The sequence below is a fragment of the Pseudonocardia sp. EV170527-09 genome (assembly GCF_008369905.1).
Taxonomy (GTDB): domain Bacteria; phylum Actinomycetota; class Actinomycetes; order Mycobacteriales; family Pseudonocardiaceae; genus Pseudonocardia.
This window is the reverse complement of record NZ_VRMC01000015.1, coordinates 65,533-81,756: the sequence shown is the minus strand read 5'-3', so window position 1 is coordinate 81,756 and position 16,224 is coordinate 65,533. Positions and strand designations below refer to the sequence as shown.

The following is a 16,224-nucleotide window of genomic DNA, read 5'->3' as shown; positions in this document are numbered from 1 at the left end:
GTCCGAGCGCGAGGGCATTTCCCCAGCGAGCAGGCCGCGATGAAATGTCTGTACCTTGTCACCCGCAGCCTCGTCACCCGCAGCCTCGACCCGACCGGACGAGGCCACACCCGATGGATGATGCGCTGGAAGCCAGTCCTCAACGCCTTCGCCATCACTTTCGGTGACCGCTGGCCGGGCGCCGAGCACTACTGACAACATCGCCGGAACCACCGTTCTCGTTACAGACCCCGGTTCGGCGGTGATGTGACGACGAACCCGTCGCTCGCCGCGGCGGTGCGACGCGGTGACCGTTCGCCGTCGCAGGATCTCTTCCAACGAGACCCGCAGTTCGGTCTCGGCGAACGCGGCACCCAGGCAGCGGCGGATTCCGCCGCCGAAGGCGAACCAATCCGCCGTCGACCCGCGCTCGCGGAACCGTTCCGGGCACATCCGTTGGGGGTCGTGGAACACCGCAGGGGACTCGTGGACGCTGTCCAGGCACGGGGTGACGATCGTCCCGGCCGGGACCCGGAAGCCAGCCAGTTCGGTGTCGCGCACAGCCATCCGGCTCAGGTCCGGGACGACGGTGCGCACCCGCAGGCTCTCCCTGACCAGCGCGGTCAACCAGGCCCGGTCACCCTCGTCGGCAGCCCGTGTCGCACGCCGGTGCACCTCGGGGTCGCGCGCGAGCCGTTCCAGGGTCCAGGCCAGCGCCGTGGCGGAGGTCTCGTACCCGGCGACGAGAAGGGTGAGCAGCTGGTCGGACACGGCCCGGTCGGGCAGCGGGGCGCCGTCCGCGTCGCGGGCACGCAGCAACAGCGCGAGCGCGTCGCGGCGTTCGGGCAGCCTCGGATCGTCGCGGTGGGTCGCGATGCGCTCGGAGAGCAGCTCATGAGCGTGGGTGAGTGCCGTCTCCCGTCGGCGGATGCCCGCCCCGCGGAGGAGAGGGAGCCCGCCGACGGCCATCTCCCACACCGACTCGCTCGCGGTGAGCGTCGTCATGGCCGGCCCGATCGCGTCATCGTCGTCGTCGAACCCGAGCACCAGCCGGAGGATCACCTCCAGGGCGATGGCGCGGCACGACTCCAGGACCGGGAAGACGCGATCGTCGGGCCAGAGCTCCACCTCGCGGGCGGCGATGGCGGCGATCCGCTCCTCCTGCCCGCGCACGGCCCGGCCGTGGAACGCCGGAGTCAGCAGCGCGCGGTGCTCTGCGTGCACCCGGCCGTCCACAACGAGCAGCGAGTGCTCGCTGGTCGGGCCGCCGAGCCGAGCGTTCGCCGCCCCTGCGCGGAACTCGTCCTGCCGGGCCCGCACGAGCGTGCGGATGTCGTCGGGGTCGAACAGGAACAGGGTGCGGCCCATCGGCGCGACCCGGGCTGCAACGACCTCGCCGTAGCGGCGCCGCCACCGGCGCAGGGTCGACCGGGGCGCGACCCAGTAGCGCGCGGTCTGCCAGGCGAGCGGACCACGAGGCCCCGGTGGCGTCGACGCCGGCCGGCGCGGGGTGGTCGTGGCGGTCACCCGGTCACCCGCGTCCGTCCGGCACCGGCGGTGCCGAGATGGTCGGCCACCGCCTTGGAGACCAGCAACGGCTCGGCACTGCGCCGACCGCGGTGCGCGACATAGTTCGCGACCATCCCCCGACCGCCCATCGGCGCGTTGCCGTCGTCGGTGTGCAGCAGGGTCGTGTTGCGGCACACCTCGTGCCTGCGGGCGAGCAGCTCGACGGTCTCGGGCAGGTCGCCGTAGACCATCGCCCCCATCGCCCGCTCCTCGAAGAACGGCGAGGCGAGGACCGAGTGCAGGTCGTCGAACCGGGCGAAGGTCTGCACGTTGAAGATCGGCGCGAACAGCTCCTCGCAGCGTGGCTTCCGGGTCGTGATCGGGCGGCTCAGCACGGTCGGCTGCATCCGGCGGGTCGGGACGTGCACCTCCCCGCCGTGCACGATGTGGGCGGCGTTCGTGTGGAGGTGCTCCAGGGCGAACCCGAACGCCTGCTCGTAGTACATCGCGCCGTAGTCGGCGTCGGGGTCGGTGTACGCGCCGAAGCGCAGCTCGTCGATGCGCTTCGCAAGCAGCTCGTGGAACCGCCCGGCCACCGAGTCGTGCACGAACATCACGTCGGGGCCGAAGCAGTCCTGTCCGGAGTTCAACAGCCGGATCTCGACGGCGTCGCGCACGGCCAGGTCGACGTCGGCGTCCGGACCGACGACGAGAGGGTTCACCCCCTGGCCGAAGTAGACGAACAGCTGCTCGGGCCGGAGCCGGTCCCGGATCCGCTCGGCGTTGGCGTAGGTGCCGGTGAACACCGCGACATCGGCTTCCGCGACGGGGCCCGCGACGAACTCCCGCTGGGTCGTGTCCGACATCGTGATCGGCAGCCCGTGCACCGGCTCGAGCCGGGCGTGCAGACGTTCGAGTTGATCGCGCAAGTGGCTCGACGGCCGGAAGGTGACTGCCCTGCCGTACAGACTGGGAACGAGCAGGTACAGCACGTAGGCGTAGAGCGGGATGTTCGAGGGCATGAACACCGCGATGCGGTCGACGACTGCCGGCCGTCGCGTCGACACCTCACCCACCGCGCCGCGGAGGGTGGCGATCGAGGTGTCGATCTCGGCGTCAGCGGTGCGGTGGTTCGACACCTCGGTCAGCACCGCGAGGATCTCACCGCGGTGCTCGACGAGGTACCGGGTGACGGCCTCCAGCGCGGGGAGCCGCTCCGGTAGCGGGACCAGGGAGCTCGCGGGGCCGGCGGGCAGTGCCACCGGTCCCGGGACGGTGTCTTCGCTGTCGGTGTCGAGCAGCGCTCGCAGGGCCCGGACGTCCACCTTGCCCGTCCGGTTCAGCGGGAACGCCCCGACCACCGCGACCTTGTTCGGCTGTTCGTGCTCCGAGAGCAGCGGGCGCAGCTCCTGGCGCCAGAAGCGGGCGTCGCGACGGGCCGGGTCGGCGACGACGAAGACCAGGTTGGAACCACGCCGGTTGTCGTTCACGGCGAGGACCTGCACCGGTGCCCCGGCGGCCTCGGCGCGACGGGCGAGAGCCTCGGGGTACAGGGTGTGGCCGTGCCGGTGGACGGCGCCGTCGCGCCCGAGCACGGCGATATGTCCCTCTGGGGTGCGGTAACCGATGTCCCCCGTGTGCAGCAGGCGGGTGCGGGCCGGCAGGACCGTGCCGTCCGCACCCAGCACCCCGGTCATGAGGTCTGGGGTGTCGACGACGATCCGGCCGGTTTCTCCGTCGTCGACCGGCCGGCCGGCCGTGTCCACCACCTGCACCGCGATCCCCGGCAGCGGAAGTCCGCACAGCCGGGGGTCCGACGGCGAGGACAGCGCGATGTTGCCCGCCTCACTGCTGCCGTAGCCGTCGAGCAGCGGCCGGCCGACGAGCTCGGTGAATCTGTCGGTGAGGGCCGAACCCAGCGGGGCCCCGCCGACGCACCACATCCTCACTCCCGTGACGTCGGGCCGTTCGCGCGAGCCGAGCAGGTTGAGCAGACTGTGGTAGGTGGACGGCGCGGCGTCGACGACCGTCACCCCGTGCCGTTCGATCGCCGCCAGCGCGCGGTCGGCGCGAGTGTGCGGGACGAGGACCAGACGTCCGCCGGAGCACCACCACAGCAGCACCAGCGACAGGCCGTACTGGTGGGAGAAGGGGAGCAGCGGCAGGAACACGTCGTCCGAGACGTAACCCATGCGCCGCTGGGTGCGGGCGATGTTGGCGTAGACGCTCTCCCCGGAGCGCACGACACCGGTCGGTTCGCCGGTGGTCCCGGACGAGAACACGATCAGCGCGTCCTCGCGTCCGCGCCACGTCGCGAGGTCGAGGGTGAACGCCGGTGCGGGTTCGCGCCGGTCGGGGAGCAGGGTGGTCAGGTCGACACGGGTGACGCCGGCAGGGACGGTCACAGCAGGGTCGCAGACCACGATGCAGGCCCCGGCGCGGGCCAGGGCACGGGCCCGGCCTCCCGCGTCCTGACGGGGATCGAGCAGGATCAGCGACACGCCGGCGTGCATCAGGGCGAGCAGGGCCAGCACCGAGCCGGTGGAGTTCTCGGCGACCAGAGCGACCCGACTCCCGGGCCGCACCCCGTGGGCGCGTAGTCCGGCGACGACCGCGGCGCATCCGGAGTGGACGTCGTCACCGGTGAGGGGGGAGGCGCCGTCCGGGACGAGCCGGGACCAGGCGTCGACAGCGGCTACCCGGTCGGCGGGGGATGTCGGGCGGGGGACAGCCGAACCGCCGTGGACGGTCGGACGGTGGTCGATGGTCACGGCGCGGTCCTCCGGAGGTCGGCGTGCTGCGGCAGGCGGGGGTCGTGGCGGTCGAGCAGGTGGGACACGAAGACGGGATCGGCGCCGATCACCGACAGGTGCCGGCGCAGGATGTCGATGCTCATCGGACGGAAGTCGGTGGCGATGCCGTCGAACTCCTCGTCCAGGCGCAGTGCGATCGGCACCGCCCGTTCCAGGACGTCGTGCACGGCGTCGGCGTGGCCGTCGAGCACCCCGCGACGCAGCGCGTGCAGACCGAAGCCGACGTGGCGGGACTCATCGCGGCACATGGCGGTGAAGGCGGCCTTGATGCCGTCGAACAGCCGAATTTCGCGCAGCGCGTGGACGAGCACTCGCTGTCCGACCAGGGCGAGGACGCCCTCGGTGACGAGGTGGAACAATGCCACCGCCTGGAGCCAGGCTGCGTGGTCGTCGGGGGTACGGGTCACCCCGCGCATGACCTCGCCCTCCAGCAGGGCGAGCTCGGTGTGCGCCGGTGTGGACATCTGCCACGCCTGGGCGAGCATCCGGCGCGGGTCGGGGTCGAGCCCCAGCACCTCCTCGCCCATCCGAAACACCGCCCGGGTGTGCCGAGCCTCGTCGGCGACCTGGGTGCCGAGGAACAGCGAGTACTCCTCGTCGGGCGACCCGATCAGGATCGGACCGAGCATGTCGAGTCCGGTGTACTCACCGATGATGAAGGTCGCCACGGTCTCCCGGAGCAGCGCACGCACGGGTTCGGGCACCCGGGAGTCGGCCATCATGGCGGCGTCCTGCTCCAGCCCGAGGTCCTCGGCTGACCACTGCTGGCGTTCCCATCGGCGGTACAGATCGATCGGTCCCGGCCGTTCCCGGGTGACCAGGTCGGCGTGCCGGAGCACGTCCCCGATCGGGATGTCCGGGAGCCTCGAGAGTTCGGCCTCGTCCATGAGCAACGTCGTCCAGCGCGACACGGGTACCCGCCTCGTCGTCGTGGGCGGACGAAAGCGGTGCCGGCCGGTGAGGTCCGGCGGGCACGCGACGATCTGCGTCCGCCCGGTGGGGATGAGCGAATGCAGGAAAGGGGGATCAGCACCGCGGTCGAGTGACCGCGCCGGGGACGGTACGGAGACGATCTCCTGCCGGGCAAGGCTCCGCCGGGCAGATACGACCGCGTTTCCCTCGGAAGAACCAATACTCATACATACTTCGATGTACCCGGACACCCGTCGTTCACCTGAGGTATGTGATGTGACCCCGTAACGCGCGTGACGCTGCCCGGCGAGATCCACCAGATCGTGTTGACTCGGACCTCGACCGTGCTACTTTCGGTACGCAGGATTCCGGGGGGAAGGGCGCAGAGGCGCCCCTGCGCGTCGCTCGACGCGGTTCGCCTCGAGGGACAGCACATCCTTGTACTGATTCGGTACTGATGCTTTCGATGTTCTGGGGGGAACGATCGTGACCATCCGGCACGAGCCGACTTAGCACTGCGGCGAGGCGATCCTGTTCGTCGACATCGGCCGACGAACGATGTCGGCGCGCGGTGCACGACGGCCCGCGGCCGCTCCGATCCGTGCGGTTACCCATCCTGCCGCGCCGATCATTCCTGTCCGTAACGCGCGGACGCCCATTCCGCGTGTGCGCGCAGACGTCATTCGCGTGCTCGATGGAGGCGATACGACAATGCCCGACAAGCTCTGCTCCCTGCGTTGGCCGGACGAATCCGACTATCGACTCGTCGAGCAATGGCTGAAGCCGTTGTCCCCCACCGCCGCATTGACCGGTGACGCGAACGAGCTCGTGTTCGCCAGCGACATCCGCGAGGCGAACGAGAGCGCTCGGGTGCGGTACCTCATGGTCGACCACCCCGACGGCGCCACCATCGGGGTGGTCAACTACCGACAGGTCGGCAGCGCCGGCTCCTATGCCGTCGGCGGGGCGGTCGGTGATCCGGGGCTCTGGGGGGCCGGTGCGGGCGCCGAGGCGTTCACACTGCTGGTGGATCTACTGTTCCACCAGCTCAATGCCCACCGTGTCGAGTTCACGACGGCGTCGTTCAACCGGCACACGATGAGCATGCTGACCCGGGGCGGATTCGTTCTGGAAGGTGTGCTGCGGGACTACTACTTCCTCGACGGCGAGTACCACGACCGCACCGTCTGGTCGATCCTGCGGGACGAGTTCCTCGTCGGCGCGCGTGAGCACGCGGAGCTGATGCCGGTCGCCGACCTCGTGCCCGAACGGGACAAGGTCCGGGCCCGCACCCTGTTCGCGAAGTACCTGGCCGCCGACCCGCCGACGTCGCTGCGTGGTTTCGAGGACCGCGCCGCACAGCGGCGACCGTACTGAGAGGCGCGCCGGTGAAACCGCTCGCCGAGCTGTACACGTTGTCCGACCGGGTCTTCTTCGACGCCCCGGACACCGACGGGGAGACCTTTGCCGAGGTGTCCGGCCCGCTGCCGCCGGGCTGGGAGCGGGAGCGGACCGGCCCGTGGGTGGTGCTTCGCCCGCCCGGGGTGGAGCTTCCCGACCAGGGCTGGAAGGTGCATGTCTCCGCCACTCCGGACAACGCGGCCGAACTCGTCGGTCTGGTCGTGCGGTGGGCGCTGGACAACGGGGTCACGGTCAAGTTCCTGTCCGGTCCCACACTGGTCCTCGCCCACAACCTGAAGTACGCCCCGCGTCCGTCCGGCGGAAAGGTGCTCGCGCTCTACCCGCGCGACCATGACGAGCTGCGCCGGGTGCTCACCGGTCTGCAGGGCGAGGTGGGCGGGCGACCGGGGCCGCGGGTCCTGACCGACCTGCGCTGGGAGGACGGGCCCCTGTACGTCCGCTACGGGGGCTTCCGCAATCGGTGGTGCACCGCGCCGGACGGCGAGCGCGTCCTGGCGATCGCCCGGCCGGACGGGACCCTGGTGCCCGATGAGCGCCGCCCGGTGTTCACGATGCCGGACTGGGTGGACCCGCCGGCGTTCCTGCGCGAAGCGCTCGCCCGGCGTTCCGCGGCCGACCCCGGCGTCGACTGGTGCGTGACCGAGGCCCTGCACTTCTCCAACGGCGGTGGGGTGTATGTGGCCCACCGCCCGGACCCTGCCGGAAGCGGTGTGGAGGAGGTCGTCCTGAAGGAGGGGCGTCCGCACGCCGGCCTGAGCCGGTCCGGATCCGATGCCGTCGCCCGGCTCGACCACGAAGCAGCGATACTGCGCCTGCTCGACGGCCTGGACGGTGTGCCGCAGCTCGTCGACGTCTTCACCGCCGCCGACCACCGCTTCCTGGCGATGACCCGGATCCCGGGCCGGACACTGCAGCTGTGGATGGCGCTGAACCATCCGCTGATCGGTCCTGGCGGGACGGCCGCCGACCGGGCCCGCTACGTGGAACGTGCGCTCGACCTGCGCGACCGGGTCGCGGGCCTGGTCGATCGACTGCACGCGCGTGGTGTGGTCTTCGGTGACCTGCATCCGGCCAACATCCTCGTCGACGACGGTCCGGACGGAATGCGGGTCGGGCTGGTGGACTTCGAGAACGCGTCCTCCCTCGCCGAGGAGCGCCGCCAAGAGATGGGCCACGCCGGGTTCGTCGCGCCCGGCAAGGCGGGTGCGGAGGTCGATCGGCACGCCCTCGCGGTGCTGACGCTGTGGCTGTTCCTGCCGCTGACGTCCCTGCTCTCGCTCGCTCCCGACAAGCTGGACCCGCTGGTCGACGTCGCACGGCAGCTGTTCGACCTTCCCTCCGACCTCGTCGCCGACATCCGGGCCGGCGCGCGTCCGACGGTCACGATGCCGTCGCCGATCACGGCACCCCGTGGGCCGGTGGACTGGTCCGTCGCGCTCGACTCGCTGAACAGTGCGATCGCCGCTTCCGCCACCCCGTGGCGCACCGACCGGCTTTTCCCCGGTGACATCGAGGCGTTCCGGACCGGTGGCGCCGGGTTCGCCCACGGTGCGGCGGGCGTCCTGTGGGCCCAGGTCGTGCACGGGAGTCCTGTCGACCCTGAACATGAGGACTGGCTGCGTACGCGTGCGCGCGGTCCGCTGCTCGGCGGGCCGGGCCTCGGCGACGGCGCGGATGGTGTCGCGCACGTGCTCGATCTGCTCGGACACACCGGCGAGGCCATGGATCTCCTGCGTCGCGCCGCGCCCGAGGTCGAGCAGGCCGCTGACCTGACATGGCTCGGAGGGCTGGCCGGCATCGGGCTGAATCAGCTTCACCTCGGGGCACGACACGACGAACCCACGCTGCTGGCGGCCGCGGTGCGAACAGGCGAACGGGTCGCGGCCGCGCTGGACTCAGGCGGTCCGTGCGGGATCGACCGTCCGCCGGGCGCGCTCGGCCGCGCGCGTGACCCGGGGACCCACGGCGGCCTTCTGCGCGGCTGGTCCGGACCGTGTTTGCTGTTCCTCGGGCTGCTCGACGCAACCGGTGAGGATCGGTGGGCTCGGGCGGCGTGCCAGGCGCTGGGCCGGGACCTGGACCTGTGCGTCACCGTCGCCGACGGCACGCTGCAAGTGGACGGGGGGTTTCGCACGCTGCCCTACCTGGAGGTCGGTAGCGCCGGTATCGCCCTGGCCGCCGACGCCCTTCTGGCCCGGACCGACGACGAACGCGCGCGGGCGGCATTGGACGCGCTCTCCGCGGCATGCGATAGCGAGTTTGTCGCAGAACCCAATCTCTTCTCCGGTCGTGCGGGACTTCTCGCCGCTTCTGCTCGACTGGCGCAGTCGGTGCGTGCTAATGTCGATCCAGCGCAGGTGATGGGCCACCTCTCGAAGATGGAGTGGCACTCACTCGCTTTCCATGGACATGTCTCCTTTCCCGGTGACGGATGTAGCCGCTTGTCCATGGATATGGGAACGGGAAATGCTGGAGTGCTCTCCGCGATCGGTTCGGCACTGGATCCGAAGCGCCCATTCCTGCCCCTCTTGGTCGACCATTGACCCCGATGAGCTGGGGTTGTGGTCTGCTACGTCGTGTGCGCGCGACCATCGGTCGGCCGCCGGGGATGCAAGAAAATCATCAGCAATCACCTGAGAGGATCTGACGATGAATGTTCTCGACCTGCAGGACCTGGAGACCTCCGCCGTCGAGTCGGCGCTGCCCGGAAGCACGGTCAGTTCCAGCTGCTAAATCTTCGAGGAGGGGTCCGGGAAATGCGTTCGGCGCGCGCGGCTGATTCATTTCGAGCGCCTGATTTGAACAGGGGGTGACAACGATGAACGTTCTCGACCTGCAGGCTCTGGAGACCTCTGCCGCTGAGTCGGCGCTTCCGGGCAGCACCGTCAGCACCGGCTGCTGACCGGTCCGCTTCCCCGAGCCGGTGCGGCGCGTGCGCGTCGCACCGGCTCGTCCTGTCCCGCCGGCCCCCGGCCGGCCCGCTCACGGGGGCGATGATGACCACACCTGTCGCGGTCACCGCCCAGCCCACCCGCGCTGCGTCGGCGTTGGTGCGGGCCGCGTTCGGCACCGCGCTCGCCGGCAACACCGTCGGTGCGGTCGGGTTCCCGCTCTTCGTCCTCGAGTCCACCGGCAGCACCGGGCTGACCGGGGCGGCCGTCACCGCCGCCGTCGCGGCCTCGGTGTTGACCGGCCTGCTGATGGGGCCGGTCCTGGACCGGTGGGGGATGCGTCGCAGCTGGCTCGCCGGAGTTCTGCTGGGCCTGCTCGCCACCGTCGCTCTCGTCGTACTGCACCGCGCGGGCGCACTGCCCGGCTGGGCGCTGCTCGCGCTCACCGCGGTCCGGTCCGCGGCGGACGAGCCCGGCCGGATCGCCGCCTTCGGACTGATGCCTCGGCTCGCTGCAGGAGCTGGCGGGACACTCGAACGGGCCAATGCCACGCTTCGGGCGATGAGCGCTGTCGCGACCATCGCTGGACCGGTCGCCGCCGGGGGGCTCGTCGCGGCCTCCGGAACGGTCGCACCGCTGATCGTCGACGCCGCCGCCGGAGGAGTCGCCGTCGTCCTGCTCACCCTACTCGGCAGGGTGCTCGGTTCCTCCGGCGAACCGGTGCCCGAGGCGGCGGCCGATCGGTCCCGCTATCGTGACGGGCTGCGGGAGGCCCTGCGGTACCTACGGGGTGACCGGGTGCTGCGCGCACTCGTCGTGGTGACCGCGTTGTTCGCCACCCTTGACTCCGGTCTCGTCACGATCGGCCTGACCAGCTACGCCGACCGGTTGCTCGGCGACCCGGCCTGGTATGGCGGCCTGGCCGCCGCGTTCGGTGCGGGCGCGCTGGTGGGCACCGTCGCGTTCGGACTGGCCGGACACCGGCTGAAGCGGCGCGTGGTGTATCTGACCGGTTACCTCGCGCTCGCGACGGTCGTCGTACTGCTGCCCTGGTGCCCCGGACCGGTGGCCGCACTGGTGCTCGTCGCCGTCGCAGGTGTCCTCATCAGTCCGGTCGACCTGATCTACATGCAGGAGCTGCAGGAGCGGGTTCCGCCACGGATGTTCGGCACCGTCGCGGGCACGGCCACGACGGTCGTGTCCGCCCCGGGGCCGGCCGGCGTGTCCTTGCTGACTTGGGCACTCGCCACGGGCGACGTGCACGGCACGTTCGTCGTCCTCGGCGTCGTCTACGCGCTCGCCGCGCTGCCGCTGCTCCTCGCCCGTCCGTTCCGGGCGCTCGGCGACGCCCGTCACCGCCGCATCGATCCCGGGGAGGGACCGTGGACCTGACTGCACCCGGAGACCCGGGTTTCCGGCTGAACGGACGCAACGCCTCGTGGACGATCGAGCACGACCGGGTCGTGGTCGAGTACGCCGACTCGCCCGGCTCGCCCGGGCTGTTGCGCCGGATCGGCGTGCGGACCGTCCCGCTCGTCGCGCTGTCGGGGGTCCACCTGGCGACAGGTGAGGGATGCCCGGTCCTGCGGCTCGAGCTGCGGCCGGGCGCCGATCCCTATCTCGACGTGGCAGCGGGCCAGCTGCGGCCGGAACACCATCCCTACCGACTGGAGCTGGACCGAGAGCAGACCGACCTGGCAGCTCACCACGCGCGAACTCTCGCGCTGCACGCCGAGCTGAACCCCGACTCCGACCGGCCGTGTGCGACCTACCTGACCCATGCCGCCGACCCGCCGGCGCGGTTACGCGGTTACGACGGCGAGGCGTGGCTCGACGAGGACGCGCTGAGGTTCCGCTGGAACGGGGCGGCGTCGGAGGCGAAGCAGCGCGCGGGCGACACCGTCCACCGCTACGCCGAGATCGATCGCGTCGAGTGGGTCCGACCGGGTCTGGTCTCCGGCCATCTGCGGGTCGTCGCGGCGGATGCGGCGCCGACCGCGCCACCGGCCTCCGATGATCCGGCTGCCCTGTTGTTCGGGCTCGGCCTCGGCGGTCTCACCGCGTCGCTGCTCTTCGCCGCTGCGCTGGCCGTACGTACCCGCACGGCGACGGCCGACGGCGCGGGCCCGCCCCGTGCCGCGAGCACCCACCCGGCGGCCGACCCCGGGCGGATCGCCGCTGCCGTCCGGGCCCTGGACGGCCTGGTAGCCGACGGCCTGCTCGATCCCGCGGACTTCGTCCGCCGCCGGGACGAGTTGCTCGACCGGCTCTGACCAGTCACCACCGCCACCCGCCGCACCGACACGAGGAGGACCGATGGCCGACATCGTCTACTTCCCGGGGCTGGTCCCGACGACCTTCGCCACGATCGAGACCTATCTCCGGACCGACATGTACGCGCGCGCTCGCCTGCGCGAGGCCGACGAGGTACTCGGCTACAGCCTGGTCGACGCCTACCGCGACGCGGAGGTCTACGACTGGGAGGTCTACGAGGCCGGGGTTCTCGCACTCAGCCTCGCTCTGGCCGACTGGGCCGACGACACCCTGGACCTGGACCCGATCGCGTTCGGCGGCCAGAGTTTCGGCGCGATCGTCGGGGCGGTCTGGGCCGGTGCCCTGCCCTACCACGACGCGCTGCGGCTAGTCCGGGAGAGCACCCGCGTCGAGCTCGACTGGTTCGGCTCCCGTCCGGACCCGCTGGGCTGCTTCTTCTTCTACCGCCTCGACGCTGCGACAGTCGACGGGCTCGTCGCGCGGGCCCGGGCGGAGGGACACGTCGTCGAGGGGTCGATCTACCTCGACAACTCCGTGCACGCGGTATCGGGGACCGTGACCGGACTCGACCGGATGCGCGAACTCGTCGCCGAGGCGGGCGGGCACGCGTTCTACTCGATGAACCGGGCCGAACACTGCTCGCTGGTCCAAGGACTGCGAGACCGCCTGGCTGCCGAGGTCTACCACGACCTGCGGTGGTTCCGGTCCCCGCTGCCGATGCTGTCCGACGTCACCGGCGAGCTGCTGACCGGTCCCGATGAGATCCGCGACGACCTGCTCGACGGCTGGGTGACCCCGGTGCACTGGGCTGCTGTCTCGTCGGCGATCCGCCGGGCCGGCGCCGACCGCGCCGTCGTCATCGGACCGCGCACCATGTTCGGCCGGCTGACCGCGCGCACCGTGCCGACTGCCGTCCTCACACCGCGGTCGGTGCTCGACCATCCGGCTACGGCGTTTCGCCTCCCGGCACCGGCTCGTCCCGACCGGGTCCCCGCCACAGTCGCGGCGACGGGAGGGGACCGGTGAGCGACGCCGCCCGGACCTACCCGGGGGCGTGGCACACCGTCGCGGACTTCCTGGCCTCCGCCGGGGTGGACACGATCTTCGGTCTCCCGTCCGACGCCCTGCTGCTCCTGGCGGCCGTGCGCGACCACCGACTGCGGATGGTGCTGTGCCGCGACCAGCGCAACGCCGCGTTCGCCGCGACCGGGTACGCACTCCAGACCGGCCGGCCCGCGGTGCTGGCCGTCGGCAAGGGCCCCGCCGTGACGAACGCGCTCACAGGACTGCTCGAGGCATCGTGCTCGGCCGCCCCGGTGCTGGTCCTCGCCTCCGGGACCGCAGTGCGCGCCCGAGGAACCGCGGCGTTCCAAGAGCTCGACCAGCTCTCGGTGGTCCGTCCGCTCGTGGGTTGGGCGGAACGGGTCGACCACCCCGACCGGGTACCCGGCGCGGTCGAACGGGCCTGGACTGCCGCCGTCGCGGGTCGTCCCGGTCCGGTCTACCTGGAGCTGCCCGACCATCTCGGCACCGCCCCGGTCGAACGGCCCCTGCCGTGGTCCTCGGCCGTGGAGGTGTCGACGGCGTTCCGTTTCGGCCGGGACAGCGCGGCGGTCGCGGCTCTCCGCGCCGCGCGCAGGCCGGTGCTGCTGGTGGGTGGCGGGGCCCGCCACCGCAACGCCGACCGGCGCATCGAGCGGCTCGCCGACCGGACCGGTGCCGCGATGTTCGCCACCGCGTCCGGGCGCGGGACCATCGACGAGGCCCATCCGCGCTTCCTCGGGCTGTCCGGTCTCTATCTCCGCCCGGCCGCCGAGAAGGTGTGGCACGACGCGGATCTTGTCGTCGCCCTCGGCAGCCGGCTCGAGGAGACCACTGTGTTGGGCGCGGGTGTGCCCACCGTGCTGCAGGTCAACCTCGACGCCGAGGACCTGTCCGCGTCCTTTCCTGGGCCGCGGGTCGTCGGCGACGTTGGGGCGGTCGTCGCCGCGTTGCACGAGGTGACCGGCGGCGGCCCCGGCGCCGAACCGGAGTGGCGCGAACGGATCGGGGCCACCCGCGCGGAGCTCGACGCGGAGGCCCGCACAGCCGGCGGGCCCGGGGGCCCGCCAGTCGCCCGGTTGCTCGCCGCGCTCGACCGGACGCTCCCGGCGGAACGGGTGCTGGTGCAGGAGAACGGTCTGACCGACATGTGGTCCTACCTGTTCCCGTACCTGCCGTGCCGGGCCGGAGCAGGGTCGATCGTGCCCTCGGAACAGACCAGCCTCGGCTTCGGTGCGGCTGCCGCGACCGGCGTCGCGATCGGCGCGCCGGGACGTCAGGTGGTCGCGTTCGTCGGCGACGGCGCTTTCGCGCTCGCTTCGGCCGACCTGGTCACCGCGCACCGCGAACGCGCCGGAGTCCTGTACGTCGTGCTGTGCAACGGCGGCTACGGCTGGCTGCAGTCCCAAGCGGACCAGCGAGACCTGGACCGCGCCCGGTTCGGGTTCGTCACCGACGTCGGACCGCCGCCGGCACCGGCGGATCCGACGGTGCACCGGGCCACCCTCGACCCGCGCGGCGACGTGGCCCCGGTCCTGGCCGCGGCACTGGCCGCGTGTGCACAGGGGCGCACGGCCGTGCTGTACGTGCCCGTCGACCTGGCCGACGCACCACCCGGACTGTCCGAGGTGGACGGCGACTTCCCTGCCCCGCGCCCCGAGGGCGACGACGACAGCACACCCGGGAACGGAGACCGCGCATGACCATCACCGAGGACCTTCGCCGAATGCGCCGCCGCGTGGTCGTCACCGGATGGGGAACCGTCACCCCGCTCGGCAACGATGTCGAGAGCACCTGGTCGGCGATGTTGGCCAGCCGTAGCGGCATCAGCCCGATCACCGGCTTCGAGGTCTCCGATCTCAGTACGCGCATCGGCGGTGAGATCCGCGGTTTCGATCCCGACGTCTACCTGCCGCGGCCGGTGAGCCGGCGGATGGACACCTACGCCCGGTACGCCTTCGCCGCCGCGGTGCAAGCACGCGACGCAGCGAAGCTCGTCGTCGACGACGAACTCGCCCCGCGGCTGGGGGTGCTCATCGGCAGCGGTTACGGTCCCGTCCGCTACAACCACGGTGTCGCGGACACGCTGCGCGACCACGGGCCACGGCGGATCAGCCCCTACGCCCAGGTCACCGGTGTGATCGACAACGCAGCCGGTGAGATCAGCATGCAGTTCGGGGCGTGCGGACCGACTCGTGCCATGAGCACGGCCTGCGCGACCGGTACCGACTCGATCGGCGAGGCGGCGCGGTGGATCGCCTATGGGCACGCCGACGTCGTCGTTGCCGGTGGGGCCGACGACTGCATCACCCGCGGTGACCTCGCCGGAAGCGGCAACGCCCGCGCTCTGTCCACCCGCAACGACGACCCGCACGGCGCGTCCAGGCCGTTCGACGCGGCGCGCGACGGCTTCGTAATGAGCGCCGGCGCCGGGGTGGTCGTGCTGGAGGAGCTCGACCGGGCGGTCGGACGCGGCGCGCCGATCCTGGCCGAGGTCCTCGGCTACGCGGCGACCTCAGATGCCCACCACTGGACCGCGCCACACCCCGAGGGCACCGGCGCGAAAGCGGCCATGCGCGGCGCGCTGGCCGATGCCGGTCTGACTCCCGACGCGGTCGGCTACGTCAACGCCCACGGGACCAGCACCCCCGTCGGCGACGAGCGCGAGGTCCGGTCGATCCGGGAGGTGCTCGGCGAGCACGCCACGCGGATCCCGGTCAGCTCGACCAAGTCGATGACCGGGCACATGATCGGTGCCGGGGGAGCTGTCGAGGCGATCGTGTCGGCGCTGGCGATGCGTGACGGCGTCGCCCCGCCGACGATCAACTGCACAGACCCGCTGGACCCGGAGATGAACTTCGTCGCCCACGTCCCGCAGGAACACGACATCCAGATCGCGATGAGCAACTCCTTCGGGTTCGGCGGACACAACGCCGTCCTGGTCCTGGGCCGCTGGGACGGCTGAGCCGGGCGCGGACGGAGACGGGCGGGGCGGACGGTGATCACCGTCCGCCCCGCCCGTCATCGTCTCGACATCAGCGGCCCGGGTCGGACCCCACCGTCCGGCGTCCCCGCCGGAGGCCGTCGAGCAGGTCCAGCACTCCCACGATCACCAGGACGATCCCGAGCGGGCCACCCCGGAACCAGAAGAACTCCAGGTCGGTGAAGAACAGGGCGAGGACACCGCCCACGATGATGAGTGCTGCACCGAGTCCGATCCGCCAGTTCATCGCTGCTCCTTCGTCGTCGTCGGAATCGACGCTAACAACGCTGCCGAGCCTGTCCAACGCCTTCACCGGAAGATCGTCCGAAGTCGTCAGCGCAGGTGGGGCGGGGTGCGACGAAAGTCGTACGCGTGATCGGGTGGGGTCGTCCGGATTTCG

At 71.5% G+C, this 16,224-nt stretch carries 12 protein-coding genes and 2 pseudogenes; 10 read left to right on the top strand and 4 right to left on the bottom strand.

Translation table 11 applies throughout. From position 1 onward, the window contains the following. Positions 1-195 (top strand): annotated as a pseudogene (locus FVA95_RS30770) (IS256 family transposase); the annotation flags it as partial. An 87-nt stretch (positions 196-282) separates the two neighbouring features. Here the strand turns inward: FVA95_RS30770 and FVA95_RS32695 are convergent. From FVA95_RS32695 to FVA95_RS06815, 3 genes and pseudogenes are all read right to left on the bottom strand, one after another. Next, positions 283-1,506: pseudogene (locus FVA95_RS32695) on the bottom strand (cytochrome P450); the annotation flags it as partial. Continuing rightward, entirely contained in the window at positions 1,503-4,259 is a 2,757-nt protein-coding gene (locus FVA95_RS06820; protein ID WP_205015778.1) for an aldehyde dehydrogenase family protein, read from the bottom strand. The gene FVA95_RS06820 and the pseudogene FVA95_RS32695, both read right to left, overlap by 4 nt. Beyond that, positions 4,256-5,188 (bottom strand): hypothetical protein, encoded by a 933-nt coding sequence (locus FVA95_RS06815; RefSeq protein WP_205015777.1) that lies wholly within the window; start codon positions 5,186-5,188, stop codon positions 4,256-4,258. The genes FVA95_RS06820 and FVA95_RS06815 overlap by 4 nt, the downstream gene beginning before the upstream one ends. 691 nt (positions 5,189-5,879) lie before the next feature. Here FVA95_RS06815 and FVA95_RS06810 point away from each other — a divergent pair. The 9 genes from FVA95_RS06810 (at position 5,880) to fabF (ending at position 15,806) form a co-directional block, all read left to right on the top strand. Further along, on the top strand, positions 5,880-6,590 hold the full coding sequence (locus FVA95_RS06810) for a GNAT family N-acetyltransferase (protein WP_161992220.1): 711 nt from the start codon (positions 5,880-5,882) through the stop codon (positions 6,588-6,590). Positions 6,591-6,601: 11 nt separating this feature from the next. Further along, complete coding sequence (lanKC, locus tag FVA95_RS06805) at positions 6,602-9,178, top strand: class III lanthionine synthetase LanKC (RefSeq protein WP_149663438.1); 2,577 nt, start codon at positions 6,602-6,604, stop codon at positions 9,176-9,178. A gap of 106 nt (positions 9,179-9,284) precedes the next feature. Beyond that, positions 9,285-9,368 carry a class III lanthipeptide gene (locus FVA95_RS33825; protein WP_193564314.1) on the top strand — a complete coding sequence of 28 codons (84 nt, stop codon included), beginning with the start codon at positions 9,285-9,287 and terminating at the stop codon, positions 9,366-9,368. An 85-nt stretch (positions 9,369-9,453) separates the two neighbouring features. After that, entirely contained in the window at positions 9,454-9,537 is an 84-nt protein-coding gene (locus FVA95_RS33820; protein ID WP_368667302.1) for a class III lanthipeptide, read from the top strand. Between the two features lie 94 nt (positions 9,538-9,631). After that, positions 9,632-10,918 carry an MFS transporter gene (locus FVA95_RS06800; protein ID WP_161992219.1) on the top strand — a complete coding sequence of 429 codons (1,287 nt, stop codon included), beginning with the start codon at positions 9,632-9,634 and terminating at the stop codon, positions 10,916-10,918. Beyond that, a complete protein-coding gene (locus FVA95_RS06795; RefSeq protein ID WP_161992218.1) occupies positions 10,909-11,799 on the top strand; it encodes a DUF4429 domain-containing protein in 891 nt (296 codons plus the stop codon). The genes FVA95_RS06800 and FVA95_RS06795 overlap by 10 nt, the downstream gene beginning before the upstream one ends. Positions 11,800-11,842: 43 nt before the next feature. Next, the gene (locus FVA95_RS06790) at positions 11,843-12,826 is read left to right on the top strand and encodes an ACP S-malonyltransferase (RefSeq protein ID WP_193564310.1); all 984 of its coding nucleotides are present in this window, start codon (positions 11,843-11,845) and stop codon (positions 12,824-12,826) included. Beyond that, a complete protein-coding gene (locus FVA95_RS06785; RefSeq protein WP_149663435.1) occupies positions 12,823-14,544 on the top strand; it encodes a thiamine pyrophosphate-binding protein in 1,722 nt (573 codons plus the stop codon). The genes FVA95_RS06790 and FVA95_RS06785 overlap by 4 nt, the downstream gene beginning before the upstream one ends. Continuing rightward, positions 14,541-15,806 (top strand): beta-ketoacyl-ACP synthase II, encoded by a 1,266-nt coding sequence (gene fabF / locus FVA95_RS06780; RefSeq protein ID WP_240051318.1) that lies wholly within the window; start codon positions 14,541-14,543, stop codon positions 15,804-15,806. The genes FVA95_RS06785 and fabF overlap by 4 nt, the downstream gene beginning before the upstream one ends. A 70-nt stretch (positions 15,807-15,876) precedes the next feature. On the opposite strand, the gene FVA95_RS06775 is transcribed toward fabF, so the two are convergent. After that, complete coding sequence (locus tag FVA95_RS06775) at positions 15,877-16,071, bottom strand: hypothetical protein (protein WP_149663434.1); 195 nt, start codon at positions 16,069-16,071, stop codon at positions 15,877-15,879. Positions 16,072-16,224 lie beyond the last annotated feature (153 nt).

What these genes read in the sequence shown, in the direction of transcription:
- FVA95_RS06815 (WP_205015777.1), bottom strand. Translation starts at nt 5,188, where the DNA reads ATGGACGAGGCCGAACTCTCGAGGCTCCCGGACATCCCGATCGGGGAC.
- FVA95_RS33825 (WP_193564314.1), top strand. Translation starts at nt 9,285, where the DNA reads ATGAATGTTCTCGACCTGCAGGACCTGGAGACCTCCGCCGTCGAGTCG.
- FVA95_RS33820 (WP_368667302.1), top strand. Translation starts at nt 9,454, where the DNA reads ATGAACGTTCTCGACCTGCAGGCTCTGGAGACCTCTGCCGCTGAGTCG.
- FVA95_RS06800 (WP_161992219.1), top strand. Translation starts at nt 9,632, where the DNA reads ATGACCACACCTGTCGCGGTCACCGCCCAGCCCACCCGCGCTGCGTCG.
- FVA95_RS06790 (WP_193564310.1), top strand. Translation starts at nt 11,843, where the DNA reads ATGGCCGACATCGTCTACTTCCCGGGGCTGGTCCCGACGACCTTCGCC.
- fabF (WP_240051318.1), top strand. Translation starts at nt 14,541, where the DNA reads ATGACCATCACCGAGGACCTTCGCCGAATGCGCCGCCGCGTGGTCGTC.
- FVA95_RS06775 (WP_149663434.1), bottom strand. Translation starts at nt 16,071, where the DNA reads ATGAACTGGCGGATCGGACTCGGTGCAGCACTCATCATCGTGGGCGGT.